Raw genomic sequence first — 16,055 nt, 5'->3', positions numbered from 1 at the left:
GGCGGGGCCTGGGCGGCGGGCTGGGCGGTGGCGGGCGCGGGATCGGCGTGGGCGCCCTCCGCCGCCGTGTCCTTGGCGCCGCCGTGCTCCGCGTAGTGCAGGACGTCGTGCGCGACGTGCGGGGCGGCGACCGGCATCTCCACCAGGTCTCCGCCGTGGGCGTCCCCGGGCATCTCCATGACCCAGCCGGGCCGGATCAGGCTGGCCTGCGACAGCCGCGACCCGTCGGGTTGCACGCGGTCCTTGTTGAGTTCGTAGATCTCCTTGTAGCGGCGGCCGTCGCCGAGGTGGCGTTGCGCGATGTCCCACAGCGAGTCGTGGTGGCGGCCCTCGGGGGGCTGGATGCGGTAGAACTTCGTGTCCTGCTGGGCGCGTTCCACGCTGTGCGCGGTCCCGGCCCGCGCTCCGCGGTCCTGCTGCGGGGTGGCGACGGACGACGACCGTGCCTGGTGCGGAACTCCCGGTGTCTGCTGCGCGGACGCGCTGATGCCCGGCTTCGCATCGTGGAGCGCCCGGTTGTGCGTGCCGAGTTGGCCGAGGCCCGGGGTGAGGGTCGCGGCGCCCACTCCGAGCAGCAGCAGAGCTGCGACGAGCTGCCGGGCGAGCAGTTGGCTCGCACCCGACGCCGGGATGTGATGGGGCAGGCCCACGCCCGACACCGCCGCCTTGGCCTCCACCAGCACGCAGGCGGTGAACTGCGCCCAGGCCAGCCAGACCACCACGGCGAGGGAGTTGACGAAGGTCTCGGTGGTGATCGGCTGGCGCAGCACGTCGGAGTCGAAGTGGTGCGGGAAGGGTGAGCCGATGAAGTACAGCAGCGCGCCCGGCACGCCGAGCACGAGCACGGCGAGCACCACGAAAGCGCCGAGCGCACGTACGACGTCGCCGAACGTGCGGCGCCTGCGCGGCGGGTGGGCCTGCGCAGGTCCCTGCTGCGGGTGGGTGCGTCCCGTGGCGGTCGTGCGTGCCATCGCTGCTGCCCTGCTTCCTGTGCTCCGGTGTGGTGCCTTCTCGGTCGTACGCGTCCCGCTGTACGCCTGCGTGCCTGCTGGGGCCGTGGTGCGTTCAGCGGGTCAGTGACTGGGCGGAGGCGACCCCTTTGGCGTGCTGGTCGCCGCTGAGGAAGAAGCCGCTCAGCATCGGCTGGTAGGTGAGCTGCACCTCGACGGTGACCTGGTCGGCGTCGGTCGGCGCCACGCAGCGCGAGGCGGTGACGTCGTCGGTGTCGAGGCCGGCCGCCGTCAGGAAGGTGCGGATGTCGGCGTCGCAGTTGGTGTAGTTGATCGGTGCGGTCGCGCCCAGGTCCTCGGCGGCGCGCAGCGCGTCCACGTCGATGTCCTGGGCGGCGGCGCGGGCGGCCTGTTCCGCGAGGTCGGCGGCGCGCTCGCGCTTGGCGACGGTCATGCCGCCGTCCACCACGAAGGCGGCCAGCGCGATGAAGAGCAGCGCGAAGATGACGACCGCGATGGCGCCGGACCCGCGGTCCCCGTCGCCGTCGCGACCGCCGCGGGCGGCGGTCCACCGTGCGTGCAGGAGGTTCACTCGTACCTCCGGTAGGGGTCGAGCGGTGCGGCGAACTGGCTGCTCATGGTGGTGGGGATGTCGAGGCCGACCACCGCCAGACCGCGCACCGTACAGGACAGCTGGACGGCGTAACGTCCGCCCTGTGCGGTCCAGTTGGTGCCGTCGGTGGTCATGTGCACCGTGCCCTCGCAGATTCCCTGGAGGTCGTTGGTCGCGGCCTCCAGCGCGGCCCGGTCGGCGGCGTCGCGCTCCCCCTGGAGCGAACCGGCCCTGGCGGCGTCGCGCGCGGCGCCGTCCAGCGCGCCCCGCCCGTCGACCAGTTGGCCGAAGGCGACGAGCACCAGGATGAAGAGGATCAGCAGCGGCGCCAGGATCACGATCTCGATCGTCGAGATCCCCGCGTCCGGCCCGGGTCCCGCCGTGTGTGCCCGCCGCCGCAGCCGGGCGGCCGCGGCCGTCACTGTGCCCATCCGCGCCTCACCCGCCCTGCACGAAGCGTTCGATCGGCCCCTGCGACCGCTCGTCCACGGTGATCCCGATGCCGAGGATCGACGGCACGTGCCCGACGACCTCGACGCTGACGTTGTCCCCGTCCCGCCGGACGCCGACCTCGTGCGAGGTGAGCAGGCTGCCGCCGAGCTGGTCGATGTAGCCGTCGGCCTTGGCACGCGCCCGGTCCTGCCAGTCGTCGTGCACGGCCGCCTGCGCGCGGGCCTCCCGAGCCCCGGCCCGCGCAGCGGCCTGCGCGACGTGCGCGGCGAAGTAGTACATCGCGAACTGCACGGTCAGGAAGATGACCCCGAAGATGATCGGTGTCAGGAAAACGAACTCGATCGCGGTCATGCCGCGGTCGTCCGCCGTACGCCGGCCGACGCCGCTGTCGCCGCGCGCGGCGGCGAACCGGCCGCGCAGGGCGCGGCGGTACGCATGCAGGGTGCTCATCCCCGTCAGCTCATCTCCCCCGTCGGATCAGTACGGTTCAGTACGGTTCGCTACGGTTCCACCCGGCACCGCCCGGTCCGGCTCAGCAGCTGGTGTCCTTCGACGCCTTGTCGATGCAGCTGGTGACGCTGTCCTTCTTGGTGTCGAGGGCCTTGCTGATGGCCACGCCGATACCGGCGACCAGCGCCGCCACGATGGCGGAGATGATCACCCACTCCACGGCGGAGGCACCGACGCTGCGGCCCTCGCTCCTGGCCCAGGCGATCCGCCTGCGGACGAAGGCGACGACCGGGTCGGTCGCTCTGGCAAGGGGATTGGGACGGTTCATGGTCCGGTTCCTTTCTGGCTGCGACTCTGGCTACGGCTTCGGTCAACTACGGCTACGGCTGCGGCTGCGGTACGGCGTCGGCCCCGGCTTCCCTGCGGCCTCGGCTACGGCTTCGTTCACGAACGGGTGGCGCTCTTGCGGAAGGGTCAGGCCTGGAAGACGCGCATGGCGGCCGGGAAGATCAGGAAGACCAGGAATCCCGCGGCGAGCATCAGCTGCGCCACGAGCATGGACTGCGAGTTCTCGCCCGCCGACCCCTCGATCTCGGCGAGTTCGCGGTGCCGCATGGTCTCCGCGCGGGAGGCCAGCGACTCGCGGACCTTGGCGCCGTCGTCGGCGACCAGGCCCAACGCGACGGACAGGTCCTGCAGTTCCTCGACGCCCAGCTCGGCGCCGAGCCGGCCGAGCGCGACCCACTGGCTGATGCCGGTGATCCGGGCGTCGGCCAGGCAGCTGCGGATACGGACCAGCGCCCAGCCGTCGCTGACCTCGGCGGCGGTCATCAGCGCCTCGGGAAGTCCGCGCCCGCCGGCCAGGTTCATCGCGACCAGGTCCAGATACGCGCCGATCACCCGCCGCAGGTCCTTGCGCCGGTCGGCGGCGTCGCGGCGCACTTCGACGTCGGGCAGGAAGAAGAAGAGCGCCGCGCAGGCCAGCGCGAGCCAGACCGGCACGATCGGGCTGACGCCGAAGCCCAGTTGCCAGACGACGGCGAAGAGGAACGGGCCGAAGACCAGCCCGGTGGCGGACAGCAGGATCTTGGTGGCGAGGAAGCCTTCCCAGCTGCGCTCGAGCACGGCCAGGTCGGCGCGCAACGAGCGCATCTCCCAGCCCTGTTCGAGGTAGAAGGCGGCGACCCGCTGGCCGATCCTGCCGCGCAGGTCGGTGGCGCGCGGTGCGGGACCTGAGGCGGGTCCCGCCGCCCGCAGCGCGTCGATCTCCGCGATGGTCGACGCGGCGCTGCGGCGGCCCGGGGCGAGCGCTTTGATCAGGGCGAAGACGCCCAGTCCTGTGATCGCGCCGAGCAGTGCGGACAGTGCGATGACGTTCACGGGTGTCCCACCTCCTGCCGCGGGTAGTGCGGTTCCGGCGAGTGGACCAGGAAGCGCGCGGGCGTCTCGACCTTCGACAGGCTGCGCAGCCACCAGAAGCCGCCAGCGAACAGGGCGCACACCACGGCCAGCACCAGTTGGCCGACCAGGGTGCCGTACGGCTTGACGAAGCTGCGGTTGAAGATCGCCAGGGCGAGGACGACGACCACCGAGACGATGACGACGATCTGCACGCTGCGCCGGGTGCTGGCCCGCTGCGCCATCACCCGATGCCGCATGTCCACCTCCTCGCGGGCCGACTTGGCCAGCGCGCCCAGCACGTCGCGCAGACCCGGTCCGCGCAGGCGGGAGTTGAGGATCAGGGCGGCGATGATGATGTCGGCCGAGGCGTCGTTGATCTCGTCGGCGAGGTGCTGGAGCGCGTCTGGCAGCGGGGTGCGCGACCGCAACCGGTCGACCAGCGACTCCAGATGGCTGCGCAACGCGGGTGCCGCGGCGCGGGCCGAGGCGGGGATGGCCTGTTCGAGGCCGACGGCTCCCGCGATGGTGTCGCGCAGCGACTCGGTCCAGGAGGCCAGCGCCTCCACGCGCTTCATGGCGGCGCGCTCCTCCGCGGCGCCGCCGAAGAGCCGGTCCCAGGTGAAGACCAGCAGGGCGGTCGCGACGCCGAGCACCGCCCAGCGGGTCAGGCCCATGACGGCGAGGCCGGCGACCGCGGCGACGGAGCCGCGCTGCGACAGGAAGCGCACCAGTTCGGAGGCTCGGTCGGCGGACGTCTGGCCCGCCACCTCGGGTTTGGGCGCCCAGCCGCGGATCGCGACCACGAGAAGCGCCACACCGCCGCCGGCCAGCGCTCCGGCGAGGAGTCCGTACATCACGGACAAGGAGAAGACCCCGGTCATCACCGCCACACCCCCGTGGGCTGGTAGCCGCATGCGAGGAGTTCGTCGAGGCAGGACAGCGGCGCGTGCGGCATCGCCACACCGTCGCGGCCCTCGGCGAAGACCTCGCTGGAAAGGACCCTGCCGTCCACGCCGTTGACCTCGCGGACCGAGGTGACGACGCGGCGCAGGGTGCCGCCGTGCTGGTAGTCGTTGCGGCGCTGGACGAAGACGACGAAGTCGATCGCGCCCGCGACGAGCATCTGCGAGGCCTCCACCGGCAGCCGTTCGCGCGCCTGGAGGGCGTAGGTGGAGATGCGGTTGAAGACCTCGGCCGAGCTGTTGGCGTGGATGGTGGACAGCGAGCCGTCGTTGCCCTGCGACATGGCGTTGAGCATGGTGACGATCTCGTCGCCGAGCACCTCGCCGACGATGACCCGGGAGGGGTTCATGCGCAGCGAGCGGCGAACCAGCTCCGCCATCGAGATGGCTCCCTGGCCCTCGGAGTTGGGCAGCCGCTCCTCGAACGTCACCACGTTGGGGTGCAGTTCGGGGAACTGGTCGAGGCCGAGTTCGAGTGCCCGCTCGACGGTGATCAGGCGCTCGTGCGGCGCGATGACGTTCGCCAGCGCCCGCAGCAGCGTGGTCTTGCCCGCGTTGGTGGCGCCGGCGATCATCACGTTCTTGCGGGCGAGAACCGCCGCCGACAGGAAGCTGCCCAACTCGGGTGTCAGTGTGTGGTTCCCGACCAGGTCGGCGAGGAAGACCTTGCCGAGGCGGGCACGGCGGATGGACAGCGCCGGGCGCCGGGTCACGTCCATCACCGCGGAAAGCCGCGATCCGTCGGGCAGCCGCAGGTCGAGCTGCGGGTTGGCGGAGTCGAACGGGCGCGAGGACAGCCCGGAGTAGGCGCCCAGCACCTGGATCAGCTCGACGAGTTCCTCATCGGACTCGGCCACCGGATCGACCTGGACCTCGCGGCCGTCGGCGTACCCGACGAACACCTGGTCGCAGCCGTTGATGTCGATGTTCTCCACTTCCGGGTCGTCCAGCAGCGGTTGCAGCCGGCCGACGCCGAAGAGCGCCGCGTGCACGGCCGCCGCGTAGGCCTCCTCGGCGACCGCGTCGGGCGGGGTGCGGCCGACGGTGATCTCGGCGCGCGCGTAGTCCTCCAGGATCTGGGCGATGATCGCCCGGGCGAACTGCCGCTCGTCCTCCGCCGACATGGCGATCTCGCCGGCGACCTGGTCGAGCCGGCGCTGCTCGGCGATACGGTCGCCGGCCTCCTGCCGGAACCGCTTGACCAGCTGGTGGTCGATCTCGCTCATCGGAAGACTCCGTACCGCTGGGGTACGTCGGCGGCGATCTGCCGGGCGGAGCGGATCAGCAGGGACTTGTCGAGCCGGCCGCGGCGGCGGCCGCCCAGCATCTCGGCGCCGGCCTGGTCGTGGGCGAGGGTGCCGACGACCCGCGCGGCGATCTGCGAGGCGACCAGCATCTCGTTGGCCTGGGCGGCGATGCGTGCGCTGTGCCCGGGGTCGGATATCAGGACGACGCCGATCGGCGGGTAGCCGAGGGCGGCGGCGCCGCGCTGCGATCCGTGCAGCTTGGCGGACAGCGCGCCGGCCCGGTCCCTGACCCGCGCCAGGTGCTCCGCCTCCGTCCTGGCGATCAGCAGCACCAGGGCGGCGTGCGAGAGCATCCCGAGTGCGGGTGTGTCGCCGCCGATCCTGCCGCAGTCGGCGATGACGTCGGCGGCGCCGTTGGGCGACTCGGCCAGCGTGGCGAAGGCCTGGCCGAGCATCGGCCACAACCCGGTGAGTCCTGCGGCCTGTTCGGCGCCGCCGATGCCGACCAGGACGTCGAGCCCGCCGTTGAGCGGCTGCGCGTGGTCCCACAACTGCTCGGCGGCCAGGCCCTTCCTGGCGGTGGCGGCCAGCGACAGCAGTCCGACGTTGGGGTCGAGGACGCCGCCGTGGGCGCCCCGGGAGCGGTAGACGAGGTCGCCGCCTGCCGGGTCGGTCTCCGCCAGCAGCGCACGGCGCGGCCACACCGCGGCCAGCGCGAGTGCCGTGGTGGTGACGCCGGGCGAGCCCTTGTCGGCGGCGATGGCGATCAGTGCCATGACGTGGTCCGCCGCTCGCTCAGTTCCCGCCGGCGGGCGGGATGCGGACCAGGGCGACGTTGTTGGCGGAGGCCGCGATGGTCAGCGGGCCGACGGCCGAGGTGTCGGCGATCACCGTGACGTTGGTGTCGCCGGTGCCGAGGTCGGAGCTGTCGGAGCTGATCGACTTCACGATCAGCCGGTTGCTGATCAGGGTGTCGCGCGGGGTGCCCGCGGTGTCGCCCGAAGTCCCGCTGGTCGCAGCGCCGTTCTGGCCCTTCGCGGCGTCGTTTCCGACGACGTACGCGGCGACGGTGTCGCCGACGCTGATGGCGCCCTTGGGGAACTGCCCGTCCTTGAGCGACAGTCCGACCAGGGACTTGCCCGCGGTGAGGACGTTGTCCTTGGTGGTGATCATCTGGTTGGAGAGGATCGACTCCGGTACGAGCGTGACCGCGGCCCGGTAGTTCTCGACCAGGTCGCCGCGCTGCTCCCAGCGGATCAGGCCGAGTCCGGTGTTCTCCGAGAGCATGACCTCGCGGATCGCGGACTCGGGTATCTGGTCGCCCGCCGCGATCGGCTGGGTGATCTCCACGTACGAGACCTTGTCGCCCGCCCGCATCACCATCACGGTGGCGCCGAGCGCCCCCAGCAGGATGAGCAGTACGGCGAGCGCGGCCAGCGCCGGCTTGCGCTCCCTCGGCGCGACCGGCAGGCGTTCACCGCCCGGCACTCCGAGTGCCGGTGCGGGTACGCCTGGCGGGCGGCCCGCACCGCCGCCGGCACTCGAACGATCCCTGGTCCTCACGTGACTGCCCCCGTCGGCCGGCGTGCGTCGAAATCGGCGTTCGAGGGGTGGCCACAGCATTCCGTTCCGGCGTCGCCCCGTTGCCGATGTCAAGACTCGGCACGCTATCAGCGCCGGATAAACCCCCTCAAGGAGTGTTGCGCGACAAGCGAGATACAGCCGTGCAACAGTTCCGCACACCCCCGGCAGGATGGCGGTGTTGGCGGCCCGAGCCGGTACGGCGGTACCGGGGCGGTTTCGCCGATACGTTCACCAATTGCTCACATCGGCCGCGCATCAAAGGGGGTTACGTGATGTTTCGGGGGGCGGATAGCCTCCAGGGACGGGTGCGCCGGGTCGGGCGGGGCCGGGATTCGGCGGCCGGCGGGGGCCGGCCGCGACGGGGAGGGATCGTCCCATGCGGGTGACCGTGACGGTCGTACAGCAGGGAGCCGAGGCGCAGGACGTCGTCGTCACGGCGGACGACAGTGCGACCGCCGAGGACGTCGCGGCAGCGCTGGCCAGGGCCACCGGTGGCGGACGGGCGGCCGACGAGGCGCGGTTGGGCGGCGGCACCGTCCTTGCCTTCCCGGGGATGCACGAACCCGACGCGGGCACGCCGCAGTTGTGGGCGGACGGGGTCGGCTGCGATCCGCAGGCAGCGGCCGCGGCCGTGCTGCGGGACGGCATGCGCGTCACCGTCGACGACTCGATCGGTCCCTTCATGCGCGCGGGAGAGCCTTCGGGGCGCTACGAGTTGCGGGTGTGCGCGGGTCCCGGCGCCGGCCGGGTGGCCCGGCTCGGGCTCGGCACGGCGACCGTCGGTTCAGGTCAGCGCTGCACCGTCTCCGTCCCCGACGACACCTTGGCGGCGCTGGCGGCCTGGGTGTCGGTGGGCGCGGACGGCAGGGTGACGCTGGCCGCGGAACCGGACGCCGGGCTGGCGCTGGAGGGCGAACCGGTCACCGGTGAACGGGTGTGGCCGACAGGTGCGCAGGTCAGGGCGGGCAGCACCGTCATCGTGCTGGATGTGCCGAGCGAGTCCGACGCGCATCTGTCGCCGATGGGCGAGGGCGGTCTCGCCTACAACCGGCCGCCGCGGCTGAAATCCCTGCCGCCACGCCCGCGTTTGTACGTCCCGCAGCCGCCGGGAAAGAGCGAGTCGGCCAGATTCCAGACGATCGCCGCACTGGTGCCGCTGGTTTTCGGACTGGCGATGTATTTCATGGTGCAGCAGGTGTACATGCTGCTCTTCTGCGTGATGAGCCCGGTGATGCTGCTCGGGCAGTGGATCAGCGAATCGCGCGAGGGAAAGAAGCGTATCCGCAATACGGCCAAGCAGTTCAAGGCGGATCTTGCCGCTCACGAAATCACGCTGGAACAGGCGAGGCTGACCGACCGGGCGGAACGGCGGGCGGCATTCCCCGACGCCGCGGAAATCCTGCTGTTCGCGACCGGGCCGCGCCGCCGGCTGTGGGAGCGGCGGATCACCGACCCGGACGCGCTACGGCTCCGGATCGGGGTCGCCGACCTGCCCGCCGACATCGAGTTGCTGCCGCTGGGGCATCTGCCGGAGGGGGCGCCGCACCCGGTACCCCCGCAGGTCAACGACGTGCCCGTGCCGCTGCCGCTGCCCGAGCTCGGGGTGGTCGGGGTGGCCGGCCCGCGCGGCAGGGCGCTGGCCACCGCACGCTGGCTGGTGGCGCAGGCGGCCGTCCTGCACAGCCCGCGCGACCTGTCGATGGTGCTGCTGTCGTCGGAGCCGGATGCTGCCCAGGCGTGGGGCTGGGCGCACTGGCTGCCGCATCTGGCGCCCCAACAGGGCCAGGACTGCGTGGCGTTGGTCGGCACCGACGGTGAGGCGACCGCGCACCGGGTCACCGAACTGCTCCAGGAGCTGGACCGCCGCAAGGCCGACGCGCTGGCCGCGAGCGGCGGCGGGCGGATGCGGCCCGACCCGTACGTCCTGGTGGTGCTGGACGGCGCCCGGTTGCTGAGGCGCACCCCGGGCGTCCCGCAACTGCTGCAGGAGGGGCCGCGGTTCGGGATCTACGCCCTGTGCCTGGACCAGGACGAGCGGCTGCTGCCCGAGGAGGTCCGCGCCGCAGTGTGCTGGGCTCCGCAGGACGGCAGCCGGGTCCACCTGCGGGGCGCGGGACTTGAGGTCCTCGGCGACGTCCTGGCCGACCAGGTCGGCGTCGACTGGTGCCATCTGGTGGCGAGGTCGCTCGCACCGGTGCGGGACGTCAGCCGCGACGACGCGGACAGCGCGCTGCCCACCTCGGCCCGGCTGCTCGACCTGCTCGGCATGCCGGACCCGACCGGGCAGGACGTCGCCGCGGTCTGGCAGCGCGGCGGTTCGAGCACCGCGGCCCCCATCGGCGTCGGCGCCGACGGCACCTTCGTCCTGGACATCCGCAGGGACGGCCCGCACGCGCTGGTCGCCGGCACCACCGGTGCGGGCAAGTCCGAGCTGCTGCAGACGGTCATCACCTCGCTGGCCGTGGTCAACCGGCCGGACGCGCTCAACTTCGTACTCATCGACTACAAGGGCGGCAGCGCCTTCCAGGACTGCGCCCGGCTGCCGCACACCGTGGGCATGGTCTCCGACCTGGACGCGCATCTGACCGAGCGCGCCCTGGCCTCGCTGGCCGCCGAGTTGCACCATCGCGAGACGATCCTGTTCGCCGCGGGCACCAAGGACATCGAGGACTACAACGACGCGCGGCGGCTGCGGACCGAGTTGGAGCCGATGCCGCGGCTGGTGCTGATCATCGACGAGTTCGCCTCGCTGGTCGCCGAACTGCCCGACTTCGTCGCAGGTCTGGTCGACATCGCCCGCCGCGGCCGGTCGCTCGGCGTCCACTTGGTGCTCGCCACCCAGCGCCCCGCCGGTGTGGTCAGCGCCGACATCCGCGCCAACACCAACCTGCGCATCGCGCTGCGGGTCACCGACGCCGACGAGTCCCGGGACGTCATCGACGCCCCCGACTCCGGCGCCATCGCCAAGTCCACGCCGGGCCGCGCCTATGTGCGCTCCGGTGCACAGTCGCTGGTCGGCGTGCAGTCCGCGCGGATCGGCGGACGCCGGCCCGCCCGAGGGCAGCAGCGTGCCAAGGCGGCTGTGCAGTCGCTGGGTTGGACCGCGCTCGGGCGGCCGCTGCCGCGCGGCGCGGACGACGACGGGGACGACGGCACCATGGTCACGGACCTGGCGGTGCTGGTGGACGCGATACGGGACGCCGCCGAGCTGCTGGGGCTGCCCGCGCCGCGCAAGCCGTGGCTGGACCCGCTGCCGGAGCAGGTGACGGTGGCGGAACTGGCGGGGGTGGGGGCCTCCGGCTCCGGGACCTCCGGCGGTTCGGGGCGGGCGTGGCAGGACGTTGTGCCGGTCGCCTACGGGCTCACCGACCTGCCCGCTCAACAGGCGAGGGCACCGCTGGCGGTGGACGTGGTCCACGGCGAGCACGTACTGATCGTCGGCGGTCCGCGCTCGGGCCGGTCCACCGCGCTGCGGACGTTCGCGGGTTCGCTGGCCCGCGACGCGTCACCGCAGGACGTCCACCTCTACGGCATCGACTGCGGTGCCAACGCCCTGCTCCCGCTGGTGAGCCTGCCGCACTGCGGTGCCGTCGTCACCCGGGACCAGCCGGAGCGGCTGGCGCGGCTGCTCGACCGGCTGTCGGCCGAGGTGTCGCGGCGGCAGCAACTGCTGGCGATGCGCGGGGCGTCGAGCGCCGCCGAGCAGCGGGCGATGGCGGCGACGCCGGAGGAGCGGCTGCCGTGGATGGTGCTGCTGCTCGACAACTGGGAGGGCTACACCTCCACCTTCGAGGCGTACAACTACGGCAAGCTGATCGAGGGCGCCAACCGGCTGTTCCGGGAGGGTGCGGCGGCCGGGCTCAAGGTCGTGATGACCGCGGACCGTTCGGGCTTCAACGGGCAGATCTCCTCGGTGTTCGCCGACAAGCTGATCCTGCGGATGGCCGACCCCAACGACTACACCACCGGCGGCCTCTCGGCCCGCGAGGTGCCCAAGGCCATGCCGTCGGGGCGGGCGCTGCGGCCCACCGACCGCGGGGTGCAGGAGAGCCAGATCGCACTGCTCGCCCCCGAGCCGTCCGGGCAGGCGCAGGTGGAGGCCCTGCAGCGGATCGCGCGCCGCGCAGCCGAGTACTACCGTCAACTCCCGCGCCGCACGCGGCCGATGCGCGTGGACGCGCTGCCGCCGCGCATCACTGTCGCCGAAGCGATGGCTCTGGAAACGGACTTCACGCCACCGTCCCCACTGTGGGCGCTGCTCGGGGTGGGCGGTGACGAACTCCAGCCGCTGGGCGTGGACCTGCAGGAGGCGGGTCCCGGATTCGTGATCGCCGGGCCGCAGAAGTCGGGCCGTTCGACGACGCTGATCACCGCGGCCCGTTCGCTGCTGGCAGGCGGGGTGCCGGTGGTGCTGGTCACCCCACGCCGCTCACCGCTGCGTGAACTCGCTGCTGAGCGTGGAGTGTTGGGTGTGCTGGGCGCCGACGCGAGCCAGGACGACCTGAAGGAGCTGACGGCGAAGGCGGAGGGCGGCCCGTACGTGGTCGTGGTCGACGACGGCGAGCTGATCTACGACACCCCGCTGGACGCCGCGCTGGAGGCCGTCGTGAAGTCCGGTCTCGACGGGGACCATGCGCTGATCGCCGCGGGGAACGCCGACCAGATGGGCTCGCAGTACCGCGGCTTCCTGGTCGAGGCGCGGCGCTCGCGCAACGGCCTGCTGCTGGCCCCGCAGGGTTCGACCGAGGGCGACCTGTTCAACGTACGGCTCCCGCGGGACGTCGGCGGCGGCCCGACCGGGCGCGGACTGCTCGTGCGCGGTGGGGAGTTGGTGCAGATCCAGGCGGTGGGGCCTAGCTGACCGGCGTTGTGCCCGCGGCCCGTACGGCCCGTGGGAAAGGCGAAGGGGCCGGACGACCGGGAATGTTCCCGGGTCCGGCCCCTTGCGTACTCCCGCTCGGAAGCGGGCGGGCACGCGGCCGCGAGCGCCGGCGCGCTCAGCGGGTGGCGGCCTCGATGTTGTCCGCGTTCGTGCTGGCGGACTTCTGGGCGTCGTGGAGGGTCGCGACGAACTTGTCGAAGGTGGGCTTCAGCTGTGCCCATTCGCTGCGGAAGCGCTCCGCGGCCGGACCCTTCCAGTAGCTCTCGCTGCTGCTCGTCGCGGTCTGCAGGTGCCCGATCAGCGTGCCGAGGTTGCCGGCCTCCGTGCTGAACTTGGTTGACAGGTCCCGCAGTTGCTGAATATCAGCGCCATGGATGGACATATCTAGCCTCCCCGTATTCTCCGGACTTTCGCGGGCCTCTCGCCCGCCCGAGGGACGCTAGCGCACCGGCGCCACGAATGCAGTAGTAGCTTCGGAAGCCCCGTCACCGCTACACATCTGTATCGCGGCCATGACACGACCGGGACGCACGAGGCCCGTCGCGGACGGGTTCCGGCCCTGGGGCGGCCGCATCCGGCGCCGCCGTCGCACGGTCAGCTGCTGGGAAGTCCGGTGCGCGCGAAGACGTCGGTCGGGCCGTCGGTCCACTGCACGGTGAGCGTCTTTCCGTCGGCCGCGAGCACACCGCGGCCGGTGGTGCGCTCCGTGTCGCCGTCCATGCACGTCAGCGTAATCGCGACGCCGTCCTGGTCGGTGTAGCCCCCGCCGCACAGGTGCGTACTCGTCAGGGCCGCCTTGCCCTTGCCGAGAACCAGCTGCACCTTGGTCGTTCCCTGCGTCGCGAGCCATACGCCTTCCACGGTCTGCGTCGCGTCGCCGGTCGCGGCCGAGTCCACCGGCGTGGTGGCCGTGGCCGTCGGCTCCGGCGCCGCGGACGTCGTGGACGGCGACGCCTGCCCGCCCGTCGCGCTCACGCTGGTGCTGACCGTCGGCTGCTTCTTCCCGTCGTTGTCGCCGCTGCCGCAACTGCTCAGCGCCAGCACGGCGGCGACCGCCACCGCGGCGATTCCCGCTCTTGTGAACGTAAGACGCACTGTGCTCCCCCATGACGCGATACGAATCCAGCGACGGCAAGTTACCAGCAGGTCCCGCCAGTGTGCGCACGCCCGCCGGGCCGGCCTGCGACGAGCCGCCGCGTACCGCCCACGCAGTCCCGACGCCTCCGGCCGCCCCCGGCCTCCCCTCGGCCCTGCCGCCCCACCGCCCGCGGGCACCGCCATTTATCACCGAGCCCTCACACCACCCTCACCCCAATTCCGCACCCTCCTCCCCTTCCTCGGCCTCCCGGCGCTGCTCCCCCCTCCGCCCTCCCCTCCGTTGGTGCCCGGCTGCCGCCATCCGGTCCCGCCCCGCCCTCCTCGCCCGCACGTCATCACGCCGGTGTCGCGCGCTGCGGCTCCCACGCCGCCTCCCGGAGGAACCGCTCCAGCGTGTCGCACCACGCGTCGGGCTGCTCCCACGGGACGAGGTGCCCGGCGTCGGGGATCTCGGCGTAGTGGCCGCGGGGCAGCACCCGGACCATCTCCTGGGCCTCCGCGCGGCCCAGCTCCCCGTCGAGGCCGCGCACCACCAACGCGGGGCAGCCGACTCCGGCCAGCTCGTCCCAGTGCGCGTCACGTATCCAGGGGTCGCGGGAGCGCAGCAGATGGCGCGGGGCGTACTGCGGGCGCCATCCGTCCTCGCCCTCCACCATGACCTCGGCGAAGAAGTCGCCGCGCACGGGACTCGGCGCGCCGGCCCAGGGGTCCTGCTGGGCGAACCAGCGACGGGCGTCCCCGAGCGTGGCGAAGGGCACCGGCCACGACCGCGTCCAGTCCTCCCACTCGCGCTGGCCCGCCTCGCCCAGCGCGGCGGCCCGCATGTCGCAGATGACGACCGCGGCGACCAGATCGGGACGGCGGGCCGCCAGCTGCCAGGCGGTCAGCGCGCCCATGGAGTGGCCGATCACGGTGACCGGGCCCAGACCGAGCTGCTCGACCGCGGCGATGGCGTCGGCGAGATACGCCTCGGTCGAGTACGGACCCTCCGGCCGGTCGCTGCGGCCGTGCCCGCGCTGGTCGAGCGCGAGCGCCCGGTAGCGCGGCGCGAGCCGGCGTGCGGTCGCCGCCCAGTGCGAGGCCCGGCCGAGGAGGCCGTGCAACAGCAGGACGCCGGGGCGGGTGTCGTCGCGGGCGACGGCGGCCGCCGCGTAGTCCCAGGCGGCGAGGCGGGTGCCGCCCGCTCCCCTGACCTCGAAACGCCGGGTCGTGTGCCGGTCCACGTGCTGCTTCATGTGCCGCACCCCCTTCCTTCCGGTCCTCGTCCGTCCTCGATCCGTCTCCTTGCGCCTTCCCGATCCACGCTATCGAACTTTTATTCGAACAAGGGGCTCACGCACCCAACACCCCTCGTTCGAGTGACAACGCTCAAGGATTGACCGCCCGGGCCGAGGGGAGATCTTCAGCGGGGCGCGGCGCGAAGGGGAAGCGGGTCGCGAGGAGGTACCGGGAAGCTCGGGGTCCCGGCTCCTCCGTGGGGGTCGTGGGAGGGGCGAGGGAGGGAAAAGGCCGCCCCGGCGCCGTTGTCACGGCGCCGGGGCGGCCCCTTCTTCTTCCTCGCCTACCGCTGTGCTTGCGTACCGCGTACCGCCTACCGCCTACCGCCGGGCGACGAAGACGTGCGAGGCGACGTCCGCGTCCAGCTCCGCGGCCTCGCCGCCGCTGCCGACGAGCACACCGCCGGGCGCGGCGGTCACGCTCACCACGGCACCGGGCTGCACACCGGCCCGCCGCAGTGTGTACATGACCTGCGCGTCGGTCTGGATCGGCTCGCCGATCCTGCGCACGACCACGCTGGCCGACGAACTACCCGGCTTGAGGTCGTTCAGGCTGACCATGCCGTCCTCCAGGAACGTCTCGGCCTCGCCCTTCTCGCCCAGCTCCTCCAGGCCCGGGATGGGGTTGCCGTACGGCGACTCCGTCGGGTGCTGCAGCAGCTCCAGCACCCGCCGCTCCACGGCCTCGCTCATCACGTGCTCCCAGCGGCACGCCTCGGCATGCACCTGCTCCCATTCCAGGCCGATCACGTCGACCAGCAGACACTCCGCGATGCGGTGCTTGCGCATCACGCGGGTGGCGGTGCGGCGGCCTTCCTCGGTCAGTTCCAGATGGCGGTCACCGGCCACATGCAGCAGCCCGTCCCGCTCCATCCGCGCCACCGTCTGGGAGACCGTGGGGCCGCTCTGGTCGAGCCGCTCGGCGATTCGGGCGCGCATGGGGACCACACCCTCCTCCTCCAGCTCCAGGATGGTGCGGAGATACATCTCCGTCGTGTCGATCAGTCCGGACATGCGCGCCCCTCGTTCAATCGTGCGTGGCCCTGAGAACAATTCTGACGCATAGCACCGACAACCGGCCCCGCCGCGAGCAGGCGACTCCCCCAGGACGCCCGCCAGGCCGTCCCGCGGCCCCTCC

Annotated in this window: 15 protein-coding genes; 1 reads left to right on the top strand and 14 read right to left on the bottom strand. The window is 72.4% G+C overall.

The features are described from left to right. The 10 genes from NFU81_RS15225 to NFU81_RS15180 form a co-directional block, all read right to left on the bottom strand. Positions 1-971: LysM peptidoglycan-binding domain-containing protein (locus tag NFU81_RS15225; protein ID WP_251489854.1), on the bottom strand; the 971-nt coding region annotated here is incomplete at its 3' end. 94 nt (positions 972-1,065) lie between these two features. After that, positions 1,066-1,542 (bottom strand): pilus assembly protein TadG-related protein, encoded by a 477-nt coding sequence (locus tag NFU81_RS15220; protein WP_422665211.1) that lies wholly within the window; start codon positions 1,540-1,542, stop codon positions 1,066-1,068. Then, positions 1,539-1,994, bottom strand: a complete 456-nt coding sequence (locus NFU81_RS15215) for a TadE/TadG family type IV pilus assembly protein (protein WP_251489852.1) — start codon at positions 1,992-1,994, stop codon at positions 1,539-1,541. The genes NFU81_RS15220 and NFU81_RS15215 overlap by 4 nt, the downstream gene beginning before the upstream one ends. Before the next feature lie 7 nt (positions 1,995-2,001). After that, entirely contained in the window at positions 2,002-2,466 is a 465-nt protein-coding gene (locus tag NFU81_RS15210) for a TadE/TadG family type IV pilus assembly protein (RefSeq protein ID WP_251489850.1), read from the bottom strand. A gap of 82 nt (positions 2,467-2,548) precedes the next feature. Continuing rightward, complete coding sequence (locus tag NFU81_RS15205; RefSeq protein ID WP_251489848.1) at positions 2,549-2,794, bottom strand: hypothetical protein; 246 nt, start codon at positions 2,792-2,794, stop codon at positions 2,549-2,551. Between the two features lie 146 nt (positions 2,795-2,940). After that, entirely contained in the window at positions 2,941-3,846 is a 906-nt protein-coding gene (locus NFU81_RS15200) for a type II secretion system F family protein (RefSeq protein ID WP_251489847.1), read from the bottom strand. Further along, positions 3,843-4,748 (bottom strand): type II secretion system F family protein, encoded by a 906-nt coding sequence (locus NFU81_RS15195; RefSeq protein ID WP_251489869.1) that lies wholly within the window; start codon positions 4,746-4,748, stop codon positions 3,843-3,845. The genes NFU81_RS15200 and NFU81_RS15195 overlap by 4 nt, the downstream gene beginning before the upstream one ends. Beyond that, a complete protein-coding gene (locus tag NFU81_RS15190; protein WP_251489845.1) occupies positions 4,748-6,055 on the bottom strand; it encodes a TadA family conjugal transfer-associated ATPase in 1,308 nt (435 codons plus the stop codon). The genes NFU81_RS15195 and NFU81_RS15190 overlap by 1 nt, the downstream gene beginning before the upstream one ends. After that, the gene (locus tag NFU81_RS15185) at positions 6,052-6,852 is read right to left on the bottom strand and encodes a ParA family protein (RefSeq protein WP_251489843.1); all 801 of its coding nucleotides are present in this window, start codon (positions 6,850-6,852) and stop codon (positions 6,052-6,054) included. Before NFU81_RS15185 ends, NFU81_RS15190 begins: the two co-directional genes overlap by 4 nt. 19 nt (positions 6,853-6,871) lie before the next feature. Further along, positions 6,872-7,639 carry a hypothetical protein gene (locus NFU81_RS15180; protein ID WP_251489841.1) on the bottom strand — a complete coding sequence of 256 codons (768 nt, stop codon included), beginning with the start codon at positions 7,637-7,639 and terminating at the stop codon, positions 6,872-6,874. 397 nt (positions 7,640-8,036) lie between these two features. On the opposite strand from NFU81_RS15180, the gene NFU81_RS15175 reads away from it, so the two are divergent. Next, a complete protein-coding gene (locus tag NFU81_RS15175) occupies positions 8,037-12,521 on the top strand; it encodes an FtsK/SpoIIIE domain-containing protein (RefSeq protein WP_251489839.1) in 4,485 nt (1,494 codons plus the stop codon). A gap of 136 nt (positions 12,522-12,657) precedes the next feature. On the opposite strand, the gene NFU81_RS15170 is transcribed toward NFU81_RS15175, so the two are convergent. The 4 genes from NFU81_RS15170 to NFU81_RS15155 form a co-directional block, all read right to left on the bottom strand. Then, complete coding sequence (locus NFU81_RS15170; RefSeq protein ID WP_251489837.1) at positions 12,658-12,924, bottom strand: WXG100 family type VII secretion target; 267 nt, start codon at positions 12,922-12,924, stop codon at positions 12,658-12,660. Between the two features lie 212 nt (positions 12,925-13,136). Next, complete coding sequence (locus NFU81_RS15165; protein ID WP_251489835.1) at positions 13,137-13,601, bottom strand: hypothetical protein; 465 nt, start codon at positions 13,599-13,601, stop codon at positions 13,137-13,139. Between the two features lie 374 nt (positions 13,602-13,975). Beyond that, a complete protein-coding gene (locus NFU81_RS15160) occupies positions 13,976-14,875 on the bottom strand; it encodes an alpha/beta fold hydrolase (RefSeq protein WP_251489833.1) in 900 nt (299 codons plus the stop codon). A 363-nt stretch (positions 14,876-15,238) separates the two neighbouring features. Beyond that, the gene (locus NFU81_RS15155; protein ID WP_251489831.1) at positions 15,239-15,931 is read right to left on the bottom strand and encodes an iron-dependent transcriptional repressor DtxR; all 693 of its coding nucleotides are present in this window, start codon (positions 15,929-15,931) and stop codon (positions 15,239-15,241) included. Positions 15,932-16,055 lie beyond the last annotated feature (124 nt).

Source organism: Actinacidiphila cocklensis (assembly GCF_907177275.1).
Lineage (GTDB): Bacteria > Actinomycetota > Actinomycetes > Streptomycetales > Streptomycetaceae > Actinacidiphila > Actinacidiphila cocklensis.
This window is presented reverse-complemented; position numbering and strand designations above follow the sequence as displayed.